The 20377-nt window shown below is 43.8% G+C and carries 19 protein-coding genes; all 19 read right to left on the bottom strand.

Annotation, left to right across the window (positions count from 1 at the left end; all coding sequences use genetic code 11):
- Positions 1-11 precede the first annotated feature (11 nt).
- Positions 12-449, bottom strand: a complete 438-nt coding sequence (locus tag D3H35_RS17135) for a YhcH/YjgK/YiaL family protein (protein ID WP_119150461.1) — start codon at positions 447-449, stop codon at positions 12-14.
- Positions 446-1570, bottom strand: a complete 1125-nt coding sequence (locus tag D3H35_RS17130; RefSeq protein ID WP_119150460.1) for a Gfo/Idh/MocA family protein — start codon at positions 1568-1570, stop codon at positions 446-448. Before D3H35_RS17130 ends, D3H35_RS17135 begins: the two co-directional genes overlap by 4 nt.
- Before the next feature lie 45 nt (positions 1571-1615).
- Complete coding sequence (locus D3H35_RS17125; RefSeq protein ID WP_119150459.1) at positions 1616-2452, bottom strand: carbohydrate ABC transporter permease; 837 nt, start codon at positions 2450-2452, stop codon at positions 1616-1618.
- The gene (locus D3H35_RS17120; protein WP_199728533.1) at positions 2452-3351 is read right to left on the bottom strand and encodes a carbohydrate ABC transporter permease; all 900 of its coding nucleotides are present in this window, start codon (positions 3349-3351) and stop codon (positions 2452-2454) included. Before D3H35_RS17120 ends, D3H35_RS17125 begins: the two co-directional genes overlap by 1 nt.
- 85 nt (positions 3352-3436) lie before the next feature.
- Positions 3437-4792 carry an ABC transporter substrate-binding protein gene (locus D3H35_RS17115; protein WP_119150458.1) on the bottom strand — a complete coding sequence of 452 codons (1356 nt, stop codon included), beginning with the start codon at positions 4790-4792 and terminating at the stop codon, positions 3437-3439.
- A gap of 275 nt (positions 4793-5067) precedes the next feature.
- On the bottom strand, positions 5068-5910 hold the full coding sequence (locus D3H35_RS17110) for an AraC family transcriptional regulator (RefSeq protein ID WP_119150457.1): 843 nt from the start codon (positions 5908-5910) through the stop codon (positions 5068-5070).
- 690 nt (positions 5911-6600) lie between these two features.
- Entirely contained in the window at positions 6601-7299 is a 699-nt protein-coding gene (locus D3H35_RS17100; protein WP_119150455.1) for a transglutaminase-like domain-containing protein, read from the bottom strand.
- Between the two features lie 29 nt (positions 7300-7328).
- Positions 7329-8096 (bottom strand): helix-turn-helix domain-containing protein, encoded by a 768-nt coding sequence (locus tag D3H35_RS17095; RefSeq protein ID WP_119150454.1) that lies wholly within the window; start codon positions 8094-8096, stop codon positions 7329-7331.
- Positions 8097-8312: 216 nt separating this feature from the next.
- Positions 8313-8939: a type 1 glutamine amidotransferase family protein gene (locus D3H35_RS17090; protein WP_119150453.1), complete on the bottom strand. Its 627-nt coding sequence runs from the start codon at positions 8937-8939 to the stop codon at positions 8313-8315.
- A 111-nt stretch (positions 8940-9050) separates the two neighbouring features.
- Positions 9051-10013 carry a helix-turn-helix transcriptional regulator gene (locus D3H35_RS17085; protein WP_119150452.1) on the bottom strand — a complete coding sequence of 321 codons (963 nt, stop codon included), beginning with the start codon at positions 10011-10013 and terminating at the stop codon, positions 9051-9053.
- A gap of 532 nt (positions 10014-10545) precedes the next feature.
- On the bottom strand, positions 10546-11463 hold the full coding sequence (locus D3H35_RS17080) for a phosphotransferase (RefSeq protein WP_119150451.1): 918 nt from the start codon (positions 11461-11463) through the stop codon (positions 10546-10548).
- 685 nt (positions 11464-12148) lie between these two features.
- Positions 12149-12649, bottom strand: coding sequence for an MgtC/SapB family protein (locus D3H35_RS17075; protein WP_119150450.1), 501 nt, complete (start codon positions 12647-12649; stop codon positions 12149-12151).
- Between the two features lie 62 nt (positions 12650-12711).
- Complete coding sequence (locus tag D3H35_RS17070; protein WP_119150449.1) at positions 12712-13617, bottom strand: metallophosphoesterase; 906 nt, start codon at positions 13615-13617, stop codon at positions 12712-12714.
- Positions 13618-14340, bottom strand: a complete 723-nt coding sequence (locus D3H35_RS17065; RefSeq protein ID WP_119150448.1) for a response regulator transcription factor — start codon at positions 14338-14340, stop codon at positions 13618-13620. It abuts the gene before it with no gap.
- Between the two features lie 41 nt (positions 14341-14381).
- Entirely contained in the window at positions 14382-15989 is a 1608-nt protein-coding gene (locus D3H35_RS17060; protein WP_158594154.1) for a cache domain-containing sensor histidine kinase, read from the bottom strand.
- Positions 15990-16251: 262 nt separating this feature from the next.
- The gene (locus D3H35_RS17055) at positions 16252-16926 is read right to left on the bottom strand and encodes an N-acetylmannosamine-6-phosphate 2-epimerase (RefSeq protein WP_233567970.1); all 675 of its coding nucleotides are present in this window, start codon (positions 16924-16926) and stop codon (positions 16252-16254) included.
- Between the two features lie 47 nt (positions 16927-16973).
- Positions 16974-17816 (bottom strand): carbohydrate ABC transporter permease, encoded by an 843-nt coding sequence (locus D3H35_RS17050; RefSeq protein ID WP_119150446.1) that lies wholly within the window; start codon positions 17814-17816, stop codon positions 16974-16976.
- Positions 17806-18678: a carbohydrate ABC transporter permease gene (locus D3H35_RS17045; RefSeq protein WP_119151192.1), complete on the bottom strand. Its 873-nt coding sequence runs from the start codon at positions 18676-18678 to the stop codon at positions 17806-17808. Before D3H35_RS17045 ends, D3H35_RS17050 begins: the two co-directional genes overlap by 11 nt.
- 80 nt (positions 18679-18758) lie before the next feature.
- Positions 18759-20072, bottom strand: coding sequence for an ABC transporter substrate-binding protein (locus D3H35_RS17040; protein WP_158594153.1), 1314 nt, complete (start codon positions 20070-20072; stop codon positions 18759-18761).
- Positions 20073-20377 lie beyond the last annotated feature (305 nt).

Here is a 20377-nt window from a genome sequence, read left to right as displayed (position 1 = left end):
CCCTCTTCGTTTTACAAAGCTATTTTGTATACGATTTTTTTCACGTCGGTCTCTTCTTCTTTATGGGCGCCTACCAAATGCGTATCTTCCGGAAAGCAGACCAGAAAATAACCGGGCTCCAAGTGGCCTTGAAACTTGGATTCCGCCGCGACGTCCCCGAACCAAATGTCCCGCGTCTCGTCGTATGCCGTTTCGTTCGTCATGCAACCGATATGGCTAATCTCCACGTACTCTTTGCCTTCCAGTACGACATGGATATCGATATATTTCTTATGTGCTTCATATTGCTTTTCGCTCAGCGGAACGGTTACGAATTGAGACGTATTCTTCTGGAATAACGTCGAATCCGCATTCCCTAGCTGATTGATCTTCAAATCCTCCATTGCGCCAGACAATCCGGCGTGCCGGAACGCATACAAGTCCGCATTCGCGATTTTGTCGTAAATCATCGAGCTACGGCTTCCTTCTCCGTAATCTCATTGATGCTTACTTTGCGGTCTTCCTGAAGCGACCTTGTGAGGGCGTCCGCCGTCGCGATGGCTGCTCTGGCGGCCGTGCCGTCGAGCAGCGGCTTGAATTCCTCTTCCGCCTCGGCGCCTTGCATAATGCCGTGGAAGTAGACCATTTCCTTCTTCATGATGCCTTGCAGCCAGAGCGGCGGCTTCGCGCTAGGTTTGCCGTACATGATAGCGCCGTCCATCTCCAGTCCTTTGTAGATGCGGGTGCGATCCTCGTCCACTTCTTTGCTTTCATGCAGCAGGAACCGTTCCTCGCCCTCCGGCGTTTTCAATACGACTTTAACGTCCTGCATATCGATCAGAATAGCGCCCTTCGTGCCTTGAATCTTCACGTTGTGGTCGCTCCAGCGGAATGCCGAGCCGTATTGCAACGTCGCAAATCGCTTGTTCGGAAACTCCAGCGAGATGAACAGCATATCGTCTTCGTCGCCGTACCGCTCGCCTTGATGAGCAACGTTGCCGCCGATCATGCTGACCCGTTCCGCCGGTCCCATCAGGAACTGAATAAAGTCCAGCTCGTGAATATGGTGGTAGAGATGGCCTCCCGAAATATGGCGCAGCTTCTTCCAGCTCACCTCGGACTGCGGCTCTTCCCAGCCGTTTCTCTCCGCGTGGCAGAACAACAAATCGCCGATTCGGCCTTCATTAATAAGCCTCTTGGCCGTGCGGACGCCATCCATGAAGTTCATGACATGACCGGCCATGAAGATGAGACCTTTCTCTTTCGTTCTCGTAATCATCTCATTGCAATCTTCGTAAGAGAGGGCAATCGGCTTCTCGCAAAACACATGCTTGCCGTTCTCCGCCGCGCAAAGCACGGGATGCTTATGGTATCCGTTCGGCGAAGCGACGATAACCGCGTCGATATCCGCTCTTTGGCACAACGACTCAACGCTCTTCTCTACGTCGCAGTTCAGCTCTTTGGCAACGGGTTCCGCATTAGCCGGGTCGTATACCGCGACAACCTTTGCCCCTTCTTGGGCATGCAGCAGCCTGCCCAGTCCCGCTCCGAAATAACCTGTGCCTACGATTCCGTATTTAGTTGTTTTCATGACTGATTTTCCTCCCCATGCATGATCGATCATATTGATTTTGGATTACTTCACGGAGCCATCCGATAATCCGCCGGCGATTTTCTTCTGAATGAACATGAAGAATATGACGGAAGGCAGGATGACAATCACCGACGCCGCCATCATTTCGCCCCAATCCAGAATCTCGGAGCCCGTCAAAGAATAGAGGGCTACGGATATCGGCATTTTCGATGACGTATTAATGAGCAGCAGCGCGAACAGAAACTCGTTCCAAGCATTGATGAAAGTATAGATAGCCGTCGCCACGATGCCCGGCGATACGACGGGAAGGACGACCTGAAGGAACACGCGCAGCTTACCCGCTCCGTCTACCTTGGCCGCTTCCTCGATTTCCATCGGAACGGTTTGGAAAAATCCGATCAACATCCACACCGCGTAAGGAACCGAGAAGGACAAATACGTAATGACAAGTCCCGTAAAGCTGTTCGCCAGTCCCAGCTTGATAATGATTATGGTATAGGGAACCGCAAGCAGAATCGGCGGGAACATATACGTCGTGATCAGAAGTTTCGTCATCTTCTTGCCCGTACGAGGGAAAAACCTCACGATGCCGTATGCCCCAAGAGACGAGATGACGATCGTAATCACCGTTGCCGACAAAGAAACGATGAGGCTGTTTTTGATATTGGTGCCGAAATTCAGGTTCGTCATCACTCTCTTGTAATAGTCGAATGTCCACGTTTCCGGAAAAAAGGCCAGCGGATGGCTTGCCATCTCGCCGGACGTCTTAAACGACGAGAGTAAAATCCACAAGAGGGGAAAGACCGCGACAAGGGATGCCAACGCAAGAAAGACATAGAGCAAACTAATGCCGAATCTGCTGCTGCCTACCGTTCTCATTAGTGATCCTCCCTCTCCCATTTGTTAAGAAGCCTGAACAATAGCAAGCAGATTGCCAGCAGGAATACGAGCAGAATAACCGTAATCGCCGACGCGACGCCGAGCTGCTTCATTCCCCATCCCGCTTTGTATGCGAAGATCGGCAGGGTGGTCGTCAAGTTCGACGGACCGCCGCCCGTTATCAGATAAAGCAAGTCAAAGTTATTGAATATCCAGATCGTGCGAAGAATCAGGAGCAGACCGATAACGCCCCGGATATGGCGGATCGTAATCGACCAGAACGACTGCCATGCCGTCGCGCCGTCCATGACGGCTGCTTCGTATTGCTCCATCGGAATCGTCTTCAAGGCGGACAGAATGTTTACCATGAATAACGGAGTGCCGAACCAGATATTGACGAATAAGGCCGCGCCGAATACGAAGCTCGGATCCGCGAAAAAATTCACATTATGGTCGGTAATGCCGATCGTAGTCAACAAGTTGGGCACGAAGCCGTAGACGTCGTTGAAAATCCACTTCCATGAGAAGGCGATGACGATGGCCGGGAATGCCCACGGAATGATAAGCAGCGTTCGGAACAAACCGGAATACTTCGGAATCTTGTTCAGCGCAAGCGCCAGGGCGAAGCCCATCAGCAGCTGTCCGGCGATGGACAACGAAGTCCATTTGATCGAATTGCCGAATGCTATATAGAAATCCGGATTGGTCAATACGAATTTGAAATTATCGAACCATACCCAGTTGAAGCTCGCTCTGAGCAGATGTTTCGACGTGAAGCTGAAATAAATGCTGGACATGATCGGGTAGATCAACAGTAGGACGACAACAAGAATCGCCGGCAATATGAAGAGCCAACCGGTTAGATTCATGTGTCTCAGCTTCAAGACAGTGCCTTTCATTCTCTCTCTCCTTCCTTCGGTGCAGAGAGGAAACGGAGGATAGAGCTATCCTCCGTTATTCCGTTATGCAACATGCTGCAAAAGCTTATTTCGCTGTCTGGAACAGTTCATTCAGTTGCTTCTCGGCGCGGGCGGCAGCGTCCTCCACCTTCTCGTTCTTCAAAACGATATCCTGGAACATCGTTTCGATAACGCTTTGGCTCGTGATGATTCCCGCCTGAAGCGTAGGTCCGTTCTCCATGCCGATAGCCGTGCCTTTATCTACTGCATCGCTGATGACTTTTACGGCATCGTTGAATTTCTTGATCGTCGGATTGTCCAGAAACGCCGGATCCTCCGCGATGTCTTTCATGGCCGGCAGCATTCCTGCAGGCACCGAATGAAGGAATTTAATATACCGTTCTTTCTCGTAGAGGCTTTCCAAGAACGCTTTCGCGATCTCGGGATGCTTGCTTTTCTTCCATACGACCATCGGAATGTTGGACGTCTCGATGCCTCGGTCGGGATCGTCCGCGTTTATTTTCGGAATCGGAGCCGCACCGATCTGATCGAGCAGCGCAGGCGAGTTCGTCTCCACGCCTCCGATATGGAAGCCGCTATTGAAGTCGAATGCCGTCTTGCCTTGGTAGAACAACGTCGACTGGTCAAGCGTCTTGAAATTAATGGAGCCATTCGGCGATACGGACTTGTACAAATCCGTCCAATACTTGATGCCGTCAATAGCCGCTTGGCTTGTCAGGTTCGCTTTTCCATCCTTCGTAATCAGCGTTTCCCCGGCAGAGCGGACATAGAAGTTCAAGAATCGCGTGGCCAGCATATCGCCGTTCCCCATAGGTACGGACAGGCCGTATACGTTCGGCGGGCTGTTCAGCTTCACCGCCGCCTCTTTCAGTTCAGCCCAGGTTTTCGGAACCTGCAAGCCAGCCTTTTCCAATAGGTCCTTGCGGTACCACATGACTTGCGCGTGGGAATAAAGCGGAATCGAATAAGCTTTGCCGTCAAGCGTGCCTTCCTTCAACGGCGCTTCGTAGAAGCGGTCTCTTCCGACATGGTCGATCACGTCGTCGAGCGGAACGATTGCATCCGCATCCAGCATCTCTACGACATGGTTCGGGAGCGCTGTGCTGATGTCCGGCACTTGTCCTGCCAACAGTCCCGTCGTCCACTTCGTATAGAATTCCGACCATGCGAACGTCTCGATCGTAATCTTGACGCCGGGATGTGCGGCCATAAAGTCATCCGCCGCTTGCTTCATGAAGTCGTTCCGCGGACCTTGCGTGAAGGAATGCCATAATACGATTTCGCCTTTCAGCTCCTTGCTTGCTTCCGAACCCGAGCTGACCGGGGTCTGTTCGCCGGCGTTGCTGTCTCCGTTATTCCCGCATGCGACGACGAACGTCGTCAGCAGAGCAATCATTAGTGCCGTCCATTTTCTTTTCATTCGTTACGACCTCTTTCTGTTTTGGATTCGTACAAATCAAACAGATGCAGATCAATCATCCTACCGAAAAATGCTATTTTACAAAATTCGACAATATTCTTGCAAAAAAATCGACCTGCCTCCTCCCACCCTTTTTTGTCTGTTTTTTCGCACTATTACTGGCTTCTTGGGACTTCGTTAACGCTTACACAGATAATGATAACGACAATCTCGGTTCGATTGAACATAGCAATCCGATCATTACTAGCACAAATCGATCACTTTCTATTGAGACCTTACAGTCCCTTGACACGTTCACGGTAAGTGTAGGGCGTAACCCCAAAATTTTTCTTAAAAACGCGGGTAAAATAATTAGGATCCTGTATGCCGACCTTATACGCGATGTCGGATATCCGTTCGTCGGTTTCCACGATTCTTTTGGCGGCGACGGCCATCCGCAGCTCCAACAGAAAATCGCTGGGCGTCTTGCCCGTATGCTGCTTGAACAATCTCCTGAGCGTTGCGGAGCTCATATTCGCCATCTTGCTAAGCTCCTCTATGCTAAGCGACTTATCGTAGTGGGAAATCATGTAATCGGCAATCCATTGGACTCGGTTGTTGCTTTTGTTTTCTTGCGGGACGGACCTCGGAGTCCGTATCGTCGGCGTGCCGGATTGTTCCGAAGAATCGATCAAATAGGCCAAAATCAGCTCTAGGTACCCTCTAAGGAGCAGAAATTTCCCTTGCTTCGAGGAATCCTTTTCCCGAATAATGCAATTGAAGTAATACAGAATTTGAGGATCCTTGCATTGGATCTTCATGTCGTAGCCGACCAGCTTGGACCACATATCGATGTCGCTGGACGGGAACGCTGCCGTAAACCGGATGCTGATGAACGTAAAATCGTCGGAATGCGCCTCGCACGCCAGCTTGCAGCCCTGCGGAATATAGACAACATCGTCCTTCTCCAGCCGATAGACCCTATCGTCGATGACGAACGTCGCTTGACCTTTGCAGATTAATCTAATCATCGCGTACGGAATCGTCGATTCGAAGTATTTCCAATTCACCGGAAAGCTATATCTCTCCGAAAACAAATAGTTCAGACGCAGCGTCTGCAGTACGCTTTGATCCGCCACCTTCGCCCACCTCTTCCTGATGTCGTAGTAACTAGCGATTGGCTTGGCTTGGCTTCGCCGGTTCTATTATGAATTATGTATCACACTTCAGCTTCTCAATCTAGGGGCTCTCGGGGCAATAAAAAATCACATCTCGGTGAGGTGTGATTGATTTTTTTGGAAAGGGTAGGTATTTTTTGCACCTGGAAATCAATGCGATGCTTCAACGTCTGTAAGGGAGTTTTTATCCTTAACTTAGTGCGACAAGCCCAAGAAGAAAAACGGCGAATATTCTTTTCAACGATTACGGAATGTGAGGTACTAAGCGGTATCAAACACAATCTTGCTCTGGTCTCCCGGGATTCAGACATGAACTTTGTTACGAATGAATATGGGATAATTCTTTTGAAGATATAAGACATCTTCGTCGTTTTATCACCAAGCGTGATACAGTAATACCATTTGTGAGTTTGTACAACGAACGTTAACTGGATGTTCCTCCCGAAGCACATTAAGCTCTCGCGCCTTCGCCTGGGCTATTGCCTCTAGCAGGTCGACACCAACCGATTACTGCTTCCCGATGGAAACTCTACTACACCAATCAACCGAACGTCCTCTCGGACTGTAGCTTCCGAGGCCACGGTTTCCGCTTATTTGCACACCTTGGATCGATCTCCTACAGGCTGGCGCAACCGAAATTGTAATACCCAATTATCCTTGCCTTATGCGATTGACATTCCGATTCATCAGATGCCGAACGACCCGGCTATAGATTGTTTTCCTGAGCGGGCTGAGCCCTTGTTGATGAACGGAGAAGAATGCATCGGGACTGTCGTAAATCCCAAAATCCCGAACGATTCCTTCTTTTTGCACGTAGGTATCGTTTTCATTCCAATAAATATCCGGGTTTTGAAAATTATCTGTAGCAACGCCGTAGCCGAAAAATGAACCCGTACACTGTCCGAATTTTTGCTGAAGCTTGGTCAAGTAGGGAATATCCAGTATAAACCCTTCAATATTCAACCACTTGCCTTCATAATGCACTTCAACCCAGCTGTGAACGATCTCCCCGGGCGACAGTTGGTAATACCACCCTTTCATCGCTCCCTTTTGCAGCTTTTTATCAATAGCAAATCCATGCACACGGCAAGGCACTCCCATGGCCCTTAGCAACGCCATAAAAAGCACACCTTTTGTATTACACTGACCATAGCCATTCTGAAATACTTCCGATGCCGGAATATCATCCGCCCTGTTATAGCCGAACAGGATTTCGTCACGGACGTAGTTATAAATGCCAAGAATCTGTTCCTTCCTAGGCATACGATTCCATTTGCGACTGAGAATGACTTGCCGGATCAGTGGATGAGAATAGTTCAGCAATTCAGTTTCCTCCAAGTATGCTCTCATTGGAAACACCTCCTGCGCCAATTGTACGGTTAATGCAGGCAGGAAACTTTCAAAAAGACGCTATCTTTGCGAATATCCTTCGCCGTCATTCCCAGCAGCCGCTTGCTGGTGACGGCTAAATGCGATGGACTGTCAAATCCCGCCGCCATAGCCGCATCCGTAATGCTGAGCCCATTAAAAATAAAATAAGTTGCCTTCTGAAGCTTGTGCAGCAGCATGTATCCGCTAAGCGATATTCCTGTATTTTCTTTAAAGAGATGCGACAATCTGCTGTTGGACAAACCCATTTGCCTGGCGTATAGACTTACGGAGTGTTCGGAGTCGGTGCAATCTTTAATTAGCTGTATAAACTCTCTTACTCTCGGATCAACAATAGTAGTATTTACATGCTCCACGTCCAATAGCTTCATGAGTTGTCCCAGAAAAGAAAGATAGCTGTCCGTATCCTTAACGCCAGGGTACTCTTTTTGCACAAATTCGCGAATGGTCTTCATCATCCCCGGCGGAAATGCATAATATTTCCGATCCTCTATATAACGCTTAAAACTTGCCGCCATCTCAGATGTGCTGTCCATCAGAAGAAGCATCAAAGGATGTCCCGCTCCTTTTAGCCGATGAACCACGTTGGAATTGATAATGATGCCGGAGCAACTCAAGCTTTGTCCCACTACTTCAATTTCAAATTCGTCCTCCAAAGAAATGGTCACCTGTAAAAAAGAATGCCAATGTTTTTCCGCATCAATGGTATTGGATATTACCAGCAAGTGATGCTCCGCCCCATACAAAATCATCATCATCCAATCACTCCATGCTCTACTCTATATGGCCCGCACAACCATGTCTAAATTATATTACTTTTCCCCAGTAATCTCGACTTACCTGACAAAAGACTACTACAACAAAAGCCCGTGCCGTGTGAGGCAGGGCTTCAACTTGCAGGTAAATGCAGCTCTGAAATGTTACTTCCTTTCGAGCGACACACAGCACTCCACATGCCTTGTATTCCTAAACTGTCATTGGATTGAACTCATTAGCTCGTGGAAGTATTTAGGTTCATGAGTTTTATTAAGACGATACCAAGCGTCTAATGTTTTGGGAGAAAATACATCTAGCGCTTTTAAAACATGAACAGAAAATTCTAATGGAGCTACTCCGGATGCAGTGATCAATCTCTCATCGGTGACAGCCGATTCTATGTTGTAATATTCTTCTCCCGTGTAAGAAGGGCAAACCATTTTAAGGTAGGCCAAATCATTGCTTGTGTGCCAATGTGAATCCAGCAATCCTGCTTGAGCAAGTCCTAAGGTAGCGCCGCAAATTGCTCCAACGACTATCCCTTCCTTTAAACACCTCTCGGCCATTTTTAATATGGGTACGTGAATAGCTTCTGTCCATGTATTTCCACCAGGTAAAATCAGTGCATCTACGCTTTTAATGCTGCACTCATCCACTTTGATGTCAGGCATTATTTTCAATCCGCCCATTGTAGTTACTGGAGTCTTTTCTATCCCAACGGTGACTATTTTGGCAGGAGCCAGCCCCTGTCTGAAGTATCTTCCAGAGTTCAGTTCGGCGGCTAAATAACCTATTTCCCAATCGGACATGGTATCAAACACATAAAGATATACGGTATTATTCATTTCTAAGTGCTCCTCATCAAGTTTATTAGGTAACAGCAACCATTCATCTGTAATGAGTGGTTATCCTTATAATAAAACAACTTCACTGACAACTTGCTGTCAGTGAAGCTGTTAAACTTGATAATATTCCATTAACTCTGAAGCAACCGCCACAAGTCTATTCTTTAGATTCTGTGGCTCTATAACTCTAATGGATTTCCCATAAGGAAGAATGATTAACGGAACATGTGTATACAGTGCTTCTTCCTCAAGTAAAAAAATGGCTTGCGTCGATGTCCGCTCCTGCAAATGATGCTCCAAAAACCAATGTATGCATAGATCATCCAACGCCTCTGCCTTGCCACTAATAATTAAAGAAATGTATCCAGATTTACCTGCTACATCTGGTAACAGATTATTCATAAAAAAAGTACGCGCTGAAAATTCATTGGGACGCCTAAATGAGAATGGCGTGCTTGTGATGCTCAGAATTCGTTCTACCCGAAAGCTGCGGATCTCATTCCGCAGGTGGCAGAATGCAATGGTGTACCACTTATTGTTCCAATTAACCACGCCATAGGGGTCTATTACCCTATAGGGGGACTGCTCTTCATGACTGTTACGATAAGAAATTTCTACAGACCATTCATTTGCTACAGCGTGCTCCAATTCCTGCAATACCGGCTGTACAGCGGGATATCCCCTGCGGTTTATTACTTCAAATCCGGCTAAATGATGGCTTAGTAACCTTTCCTGCTCCTGATTCGAATACATTTTCAACTTGGATGTTGCATTTTCTAATGCCTCACTCAAAGGATACCCGGCTTCTTTTGCAAATAGGGCAGCATGAAGCAATGTCTTTTTTTCATCCATACTAAATAACAGAGGAGATTTGATAAAATTGTGCAGCAAGCTATACCCGCCATTGTGCCCGGTGTCGGATATGATAGGGACGCCACTGGCACATAATGCATCCATATACCGATAAACTGTTCTTATATTTATCTCCAACTTTTCCGATATTTGCTTCGCAGTCAATTTCTCTCCCGAATTCAACATCCATAGAATGGTTAGCATATTATCATTTTTTGGCATAACATAACCCTCACCTTTGATTAACACTATAATTAAATTCTAACAAACACTTTAAGTGTTTGCTAATCAACTGTATTCCTTTATTCTGAGCCTAGTAGTGTTGATACACTCCTGAGTTCCTTATTATGTTGACAATCCAGATATTTCGTTGATGACAATTCGTTGAAGTTTCTCAGCACTCCCTACGCACGGGACGCCCCAATTTTGAAAAACGCAGCCCCGACGGACTGCGTGCGTTTATCGTGTATGGTGGACCTTAGAGGGATCGAACCGCTGACCTCATCGCTACCAGCGAAGCGCTCTCTCAGCTGAGGTAAGTCTACTAAACCTTCATCAACATTGCATTTGAGCGAATCTGCCACATCTCATTTTCGAACCATCAATATGACCGACCCCACATGACTGGAGTATGTAATATTGCGATGAATCAAGGCACTATTATCGTAAATTTTTTTTGATAAATAAAGAAAAAGATCACCTATGATAAGGCGATTTCTTCAACTTTCGTTCCCCGTTAGCGGAATGACATTTCTTAATCTGAAAGAGCACGTTTTATGTTCGCTTTTGCTTCATCAACCAACCTTTCATCTTTATCATCAATTGCCTGCATCATTATCAAAATGGGAATATATATGGCAATTAATCGAGATAAGATCTTCGTTTCTTCATCTACATCCCCATATTCTTTGAAAAAGTCAGAACGCGCATCCGGAGGTAAAAAGCTATACACAACATTCAAATCACAAGCAGGATGTCCTATATTGATATCTCCCCAGTCGATAATCCCTGAAACTCTCCCATTCTCATCTACCAGTATATTTTTAAAATGAAGGTCACCATGAAGGAATACATACTTTTGATTCACTCTTTCAGTTCTGAGCTGTTCCAAATAATTTGATATTGCATGATGATACTCTTCTTCACTGAAATGACGGGCAAGATCGGAAATGAATTTATGTATCTTCTCCTTACGCATCGCAATATCAGTCAGATTTCTATGGTCATTTTGAACTCCATTTTCTTGGGCAATTTGCACAGGGAATGCATGTAAGCTTTTTAAAAATTGCGCGAGCGTTGTTGCTGATAGCGCTCGTTGCTTGTCAGTTAATCCGATTGGAAACTCTCCGAATAAATAGGGGTAGCCTAGGAAGGGTGCAGGATAATTATAATCCCCTTCTCCAAAAAATAGCGGTATCGAATATGCAATGGAAAAATAATCTTTAAGCTTAGGCAGTATCTTTCCTTCCATCCTTAAAGAATTAATTGCAACTTCTCTTCTTGGAAAGCGAAATGCATATTCGGCCCCGACAAGAAAAACAGTGTTATCCCAGCCATGTCCTAGTTTTTTTACGCTTTTTGTAGCTAACTGCGGAAACTGACTGCTTATTAATTTATAAGCCAATTCTTCTGATACTTCCCATTCTGCATCCCATTGATTCGAATTTTCCATTTCCCTTTATCGCATCCTTCGCAAAAATAGAAAATCCGCTCACCTAATCTTGAGCCATTTCCCACATCATACCATGGATTTAATATTATGTTTGAGAACTATCTAACCATTTTGTTCCGCTAAACTGCCCGTTCGCTTAATAGCAGTGTCTAAGCGTATACGATCATATCATTACAATCAATGCCTTTGAGCCGCACCGTCACATCTCAATTATTGTTTCAGAATCATCAATATTAAGCACTCCACATGTGTCGATTGTTCAGTTTGAATATCCTCTATACGGTCTGCTTACCATCCAGACTTGCGCCTATAGGGGAACATGATTCTCAAGTAATATTTTGCCTGCGAAACAGTTCAACCGCGGTCATATTGGCATACTTGTGGAACTCCCGATACAAATGGGAATGATCATAATATCCGCTGGATAGAGCCATGTCGATACTCGGGCTTACCCGCTTTCCCCTGAGCATTCGAAGTGCCAACGCTTATTTACACACCTTGTTTCGATCTCCTGCAGGCTGGAGCGACCGAAAAGAAAACAGCAGCAAAAACTTCGACCTGTTATTCTGTCGAAGTCATTGCTGCTGCGTTCTGGCACTATTTTTTATTTTTTCTACCGGCAATTCCGTTAGAATGTCCAATTGGTGGGACACGCTGATGGGATCAAAATTTTTTTGATATCGGCTTACTCAGGCTTGCCCTTTGCACGTACAAACTTAGATTGTTCAATTGCATTCCCGATTCTGACCATAACCATCGATACCAATACGGCAAATACGATTAAAGCGTAAAATCCAGCACCAATCCCAATACCGATACCTCCGACAAATAGAACCATAGCGGCTGAGGTTAATCCTTTGACCTCAAGGCCATTTTTGAGAATAACCCCTGCTCCTAGAAACCCAAGACCCGTTACGATTTGAGCAGCAAGGCGCAACGGGTCCATCATAGTGCGATTGTTCAACGAGCTGAATTTATCTACACTATAAATGGAGATAAGTGTAATTAGACAACTGGCTACACAGACAAACATATAGGTTTTAATACCCGCTGGTTTGCTTTTCGATTCTCGATCCCAGCCAATAATGAAACCAAGGACGGCACTTAGCAATATTCGAAGGTACATCTCGGAATCGTCTAGTAAATATCGCTCGAACCACGAATAAATGGCTTCCACACGCTTCATCCTTTCAAGAAAGAGCGAATCTGCCCGATGTTGTCAGAAAAAAAATGACATGCCGGAAGTTCTCATTTGGAGTAGCTCACCTCATAACCCGGATTCGTTTCGTAGGATGCCGATATCGGATTAAAAACATAATGGTCTACTTTCTGTTCAATCATTCGATGGACGGCAATGCGGATACGTCCTTCTCCGCCGTGCTTATCTTCCTGCCAATTCTGAAACGACTGGAATACAAGGTTATTATGGTTGCCTAGATCGGTGCGCGAACTAACATGCTCGGGCACATGATGTCCAGAATATATCGCTGAGATATTAGCATGCTTGCGGAAACACTTCTGCCACATGTCTTCTCCGTCGTTAGCCCCCTCAGCTCCTGAATATAATTTGGGATTATAGGTATCGCCAGGCTTAGTCCGCTGACCGTTAATGTACATGTAGGAATGAGTAATAATAATAACTTCATAATCTGCATGCTCTGCGAGGATCTGATCCACCCACAACAATACCTCGTCTCTTGGACCAAATTCGAGGGATAGAAATAAATAGTTCTGGTTATTGATCTCCAGCTTAGCATAGCAATTCTCCACTTTACCTTGTTCGAATACGCCACTAAACCATTTTTTATTCTTATATCTTTCCATCCCAAAATAGGTGTTAAACATCCTTAAGCTTCTATCCTGATCTAACAAATTATCATAGTCATGATTGCCTGGGCAAATGAGAAGAGGAATATCCGCTTGATCAATCACCTGCAGCGCGGCAAAGGATTGTTGAAATTGAAGCTCATTCGTTGCTCCTTCATCGACCACATCGCCTATATGTAAAACCATCTTCAGATTAAGCCGCTCGGCCTGACTGACAATCCATTTCGTCATGGGTAGAAGCATTTCCGGATGATACTTGGTAACTATTTGTGTATCGGGAATAATAATAATGGAATAATCGCCCGTTGAAATATGAATATCTTTCAATTACGTACACCTCTCTCTATATTCGGATGGCGTACATCCAATTTTCTTTCTGAATACCGACATAAAATGCTTAGGACTCGTATATCCACACATTTCTGCTATTTCATATACCTTCAAATTCGTATTTTTCAACGTGGTTTTTGCTTTCTCAATTCGCGCTTCCATCAAATAATCAGAGAAAGAAATGCCAGTTTCCGAGCGAAATAAAGAAGATAAATAATTGTAGTTCATATGCACCTGCTCAGAGACATACTGAAGAGATAGTTCTTTTTCCAAATTCTGTTCAATTATTTTTTTGATTCTTTGAATGACGGGATTACTTTCATTTACGAAGGCTTTTTCCGAATCCTGCACCTTCTCAGCTAAATAGGCAGCCTCTATTTTTTTCAAGCATTTAAGAAACTCCACACGATTGATCGGCTTTAATAAATAATCAATCGCCCCGAAACGCAAGGCATCTCGCGCATAAGAAAACTCATCATATCCGCTTAAGATGACAATGGGAATGTGCGGTAATTGATCCCGTACACGTCGAATAAATTCGATTCCGCCCATCTCGGGCATCCGGATATCCGTCACAATTAAATGCGGGATTTCTCTTTGCAGAAAGAGCAAAGCATCCCTCCCATTATTTTCTTCCCCTATGACACGGAAGCCTTGTATCATATCTTCTATAAATGTTTTTAATCCTTGGCGAATTATGGTTTCATCTTCAACCAGCAATACATTAAAAATATTAACCTCCTCCCCTCTGCTCTAGGATGCTAACTTATTTCTTCCACTTGTATAGGGAGGTTAATAGTCATTACACACCCTGTTTTCAACGATTTATCAATATTTATCCCATAGGAATCCCCATACAATAATCTTAGCCGCTGATGAAGATTACGTAAGGCATAACCTTTCCTTTCTCTTCCAAAATGCTCCCTTTCGGAGAAAGTGTCCTTCTTGGCAAATATGGTCTGTTCCAAGCTCTCTATTTGCTCCACCGTCATGCCTTTGCCGCTATCCTGAATAGAAATAAATAATTCGTCGCCACGCTGTAACGCTTTTACATTCACTGTACCTTCGCCTTCAGAAATTCCATGCTCAATTGCGTTCTCAACTAAAGGCTGGAGAATCAACTTAGGTACAAGTACATAGTTCAATTCCATTGGGATATCGACTTCGTAAGCTAATCGATCTCCATATCGAAAAGATTGAATTTGTAAATAGGCCTCTACAAATCTCACTTCTTCCTTTAAATAAACCGGCTTCTCCTTTTTGTCTACCGTATAGCGGAATAGCTTCCCTAAGCTTGAGACGATATCGCTGATCATATATTGTTGCTTCTGCAAGGCAATCATATTAATCAGTTCCAACGTATTGTATAGAAAATGGGGATTAATTTGGCTTTGTAATGTTGATAATTCCGCTTCTCTTTCTCTATCCTTTGTTTCATAAACCTCTTCGATTAAGTTATTTATTTCTTGGACCATATTATTGAATCCATTCGTTAGTTGACCAATCTCATCCTTCGTCTGCACAGTAGCCCGTTCGCTGAATAATCCTTTTTCGACGTTTCTCATTTTACTCTGCAGATGATGTATCGGTTTAATAAATCGATTGGAAGATAATACTGCAACCGCGCAAGCTACGAACAACGAGAGAATCGATATTAGTAATGTATAGGTAACTAGCTGATTAGCATCCTGTTGCAGGTCTGACACGGATAAGAAGCCTAAAATTTGCAGCTTCGAGTTCGAAGATTGCAATGAAATCTTATGATAGGACTTCGTTTGTTTTGAATTCGATTCGAACAATTGCAAATCCGCATTATGATAGCTCGGATAATAGGGGTATCCATCCTGATCAGACACGAAGAATTTACTGTTTTCACTTAAACTTACCGTAGACAATATTCGATCGAACAATTTATTCGTCAGATCAATTTTGACAACACCTAAAGGTCTATGTGTTAATGGCTCTTTAATTAAACGAGCAACAGAGAAAACCATCTCTTGTCTATAAATATAATAACTAGCTTGGTGTGGTGGAATGATGACCATCCCACCATCGGCTTCCTTTACGTAATCCATCCATTCATTCTGATCAGGCTGCCAGTCGTTCCGGACATTCTCAATTAGATTGCTGAACAATCCGCCATCCTCGGTGAATAGAAAATATCCTTCTATTTCTGGTTTATCATAGGTCAAGGAGGAAATGAACAAATTCATTTTTGTAAATTCACCTGTCGTAATGTAAGGATTACTAATGTTGCTATCCGAATGATGCTTTAATATGCTCATTACATTATCATCATAGAATGGGACGATCATCAGCTTATCCATGCTTTTCAAATCGTTGTCCAAATTAATTACGATTTGATTCATAATTTGAAGCGCATACGACTTAGTCGTATTCTCGGAGGAGCTTGTAAATTGCTTATAGGTAAATACTCCGCTTATTAAGAAGGGGATCGTAATTAGTACAAAGAACATCACAATAAACTTAGTCCGCAAAGAGATGAAAATAGTTGGCAGCAATGAGAAGTCACCCACTTATTCCGTCGGTATCTTAGAAGCAATGTGAGGCTTGAATTGCTAATACTCTCATTGTATCAGGTACAATCTACATCGGTTGATTATGAGACGATTACTCCGCGGTAATTAATTGATCCACAAATTGCTTGACGATCAGCTGGGGTCTAGTAATCGCGCTGCCGACAACGACATAGTCCGCTCCCGCTTCCATGGCTTCCTTTGCCTCGTGAGGATTTGATATTCTACCTTCAGCGACAATAGGAATAGCGCAGCTCTCTGATAACCTTTGTACCAAATCAATATCCGGCTTTACCTGTTGAGGACTATAGGGGGTATACCCAGACAATGTTGTAGAAATCAAATCAACACCAAGCTGCTCCGCTTTCCTCCCCTCATCGTAGGTAGAAATATCAGCCATTACCCATGCATTTCTTGTATGAATGTAATCAATCCATTTAACAACCTGTAGAAGCCGATCTTCCCGATCAGTCATATCCAACGCAACAATATGCGCCCCAGCAGCTAAAATTTCCATCACATCGCTTAACTCCGGTGTAATATAGATTTGCGACCCGGGCACATTTCTCTTCGTTAGTCCAATAATCGGGAGGTTTACGGTTTCTTTAATGCTCAATATATCGTCTGCCCCGCACGCTCGAATTCCCACAGCACCGGATTGTTCCGCGGCTTTAGCCATCTTGGCCATAACTCCATCGCCGTACAAAGGGTCTCCTTCAAAAGCCTGGCACGATACGATTAATCCCTTTTGTTTAAACATCGTTTTCATCCTCGACTCACTCCTCGGATCAACTGGAATTGTATTTACTTCCCCCGTTATTTCAACCCCGTTATAGCAATTCCCTCAATAATTTTTCTTTGTGCCAGAAAAAATATGATTAATAACGGTAAAGAGGCAATAACCGAGGCCGACATAATAAGATGCCATTCTGTGCCGCTTTCTGTTGTAAACAAGGAAAGTGCTAAGGGAATCGTATAAAGCTTACTTGAATTTAGATAAATCAACGGTTCAAAAAAATCATTCCACGTATTCAATACGGTGAAAATCGACAGAGTCGCAAACGTAGGTGTAGATATCGGCAATATAATGCGCCAGTATGTCATCCATGGGTTACAGCCGTCTATTTTAGCGGCTTCATCCAGTTCGTTAGGCAACGCGATATAAAATTGTCTGAATAAGAACACCCCGAACATTCCCGCCGCACCGAGCATTGGTGGGAATATAAGCGGTAAATGGGTATCGATAAAGCCTATTTTGGAGAACCAGATAAATAACGGAATGGCTGTCGATTCTGTGGGAATCATCATGCTGCTCAACAGGATAAGGAATATAGCATTACGAAACGGGAATTTAATTTTAGCGAAAGCGTACCCTGCCAAAGAAGAAAATAGACAAGCTCCAATAGTGACAAGCACCGCTATATAAAAACTATTGAACATATACAAATGAAAAGGACTTTTCTGGAAGAGCGTCACGTAATTTTCCCAAGCTATAGGTGAAGGTATCCACTGCGGTGGAAATAAAAATATATTTGAAAATGTCTTTAGAGAGGTGGACAGCATCCAAATAAACGGCACAAGAATGATCGAGGAAATGACTATCAAAATGATATATTTATTTACAATCAGGATTGTTCGATTTAAGCGATTATTGTTCATAATGCACCCACCTTTTTCTTACGCTCCATTGAACCAGTGTCAAAGACAATATGATAACGAAAAGGATAAAGGCAATAGCGGATGCATATCCAAATTCATAAATTTTAAATGCCAGCTGATAAATGTAATATACAAATACATATGTGCTTGTTCCAGGACCGCCGTCAGTCATTACATATACGAGTGCGAATACTTTCAAGGAGCCGATCAGAGTCAGTATAGATACCAGAAATATAGACGGTGAAATAAGTGGCAGCGTAACGTGTATGAAATTTTTCCATTTTGAAACCCCATCAATTTTTGCGGCTTCATAATAGGTCTTAGGCACATCATTTAATGCCGTAATGAAGATAATCATATTCATTCCAAGCCCCTTCAGAAGGCTAACTACAATTAGCGTCGGAAGAGCCAGAGACAGATTGTAGAGCCAAGCAGGACCCTGAATGCCAAGAGTATTAAGAAGACTGTTGATTAAACCATTATCGGTTTGCAAAATGTATTTCCATAGAATCGCCCACACTACAATGGGAATAACATAAGGTGTGAATACAGCCGTTCGAAAAAAACCTACCCCGAAAAATTTCCCCTTCAAAATCAGGGCCAATCCTAACGGAATCAATATCGCTGGCGGAACAAAACCAATTGAATATAACAAGGTGTTCTTCACCGTTGTCATAAATACAGGATCGGCAGTAAACGCTTTCCGATAATTATCGAAGCCAACAAAGGATAACTCTCTTATTAACGACCAATCTGTAAAGCTCATTGCAAATGCCATCAGCATTGGACCTAATAGAAAAACACAATAACCAACAACCATTGGTGAAATAAACATAAGTCCATACCATTTCTCTGTTTTCATTTTCATTCCACCACCTTTTTTTTCAGTTGTTTTAGTAGAAGGCTTTCCTTGGCGAGAAGCCTTCTACTAAAATCCGATCTTTATTTAACTAACGGTGCCACTTCTTTTTCCATCAATTCAAGTACTTCTTTTACCGTTTTATTCTGTGTATACAATAGATCGAGGACTGTCTGAATTTTCACATCAATTTGTTGCCAATTTTCATGAGATCCTAGTACTCTTACGCCCGAATCCATCTTATCAATTAACGCAGCTTGAATACCCGCAGCAGACGGCATCGATCTTCCATTTAAGAATTCATCAGACATTAGTACCGATTTGCGGTTAGGCATGAATAGATTTGTCTGTAATTGGGATGCTTCTTTACTTGTCAAAAATTTAATAAACTCAAGTGCTTCTTCAGGGTGCTGCGTATTTTTCCAAACCGAGTATCCTCCAAGACCAACAGGTGTTGGTGCATCAGCCTGAGGTCCTGTCGGTTTAGGAGCAATATCCCATTCGAAATCCTTGATGTTCATCGCATTATTTACATAGTTATAATCCTGATTGGACATGGCAATTTTACCTGTTTCAAAGGATAATTGATCTCCTGGTTTAATGTGGACATTGTCTTTAAATATCAGATCGTAAAACAATTGAATGGCTTGTTCGCCTTCTTTAGAATTCAGTACAAATTTCGTTCCGTCCTCATTGAAAATATCAGCTCCATAGGACCACAATAATCCCATCAACGAACCGCTCCAATTTTTCCAATCAGGCGTCATCAGTCTTGCTCCATAGATCCCTTTCTTAGGATCAGTCAACGCTTTAGCTGTCTTATAAAATTCGTCGTATGTCCATTTACCTTCTGCGTACAATTCCAGAGGCGTTTTCATTCCTTTTTCTTCAAACAAGGTTTTGTTATAGAACAATACAGTAGGCGGATTCGTATATGGAATACCGTATAACTGATCGCCTCTGCTGTAAATTTCAAGACTTGTCGAGAATAGATCGGCATAATCGTATTCGCTGTCGTTCTTCAACGAAGAGATATCCATCAATTCATCCGCTTTAATAAACTGCGGAATGGCTCGATCGAATAAAGCAATAATGTCAGGGGCAGTCTTGGATGCAGTCATAATAGATATCTTTTGCTGATAGTCGCTGAATGGAATTAGTAGGACCTCAACCTGAATATTCGGGTGGCTGTCTGTAAATTTTTTGATAACTCCCTCAATAAATTTTTTCTTGTTGTCATCTCCCCAGATGCTAAGCTGCAGCTTAACCGGTTTGGATGATTCTGTATTGTCGATTCTACCCTCGTTTTTTGCAGTGTTGTTGCCATTGGAATTGCTGCATCCAAATAAAACTGCAGTTAAGGCAAGAATTAATCCGAACACCAAAAGCTTTTTCATTTTATTTCCTCCCATTAATTAATGGTCTTACTGGTATTTAGTTTAACTAGTATGATGTGCTCAATGAAATCCGTATATCTAGGAAAAGGTATGGTATCTTCAGAAATCATGAGGCTTTACCTCCTGCTTCTTTCATTCTAAGTGTAAACGCTTACCGCGTCCTTGGGCTCCAATACAAAAAAGCCTGACGACATCTGCGCCAAGCCGTTGAGTCATACAATTGTTGAGCAATAAACGTTCCGGCAATTGTGCCGGAACGCTGTTTGCTGTAGACGAGAACGTCCTTGTGAAAGACTGTTCCGTTA

This window comes from Cohnella faecalis (genome assembly GCF_003570905.1).
Taxonomy (GTDB): Bacteria; Bacillota; Bacilli; order Paenibacillales; family Paenibacillaceae; genus Cohnella; species Cohnella faecalis.
This window is presented reverse-complemented; position numbering and strand designations above follow the sequence as displayed.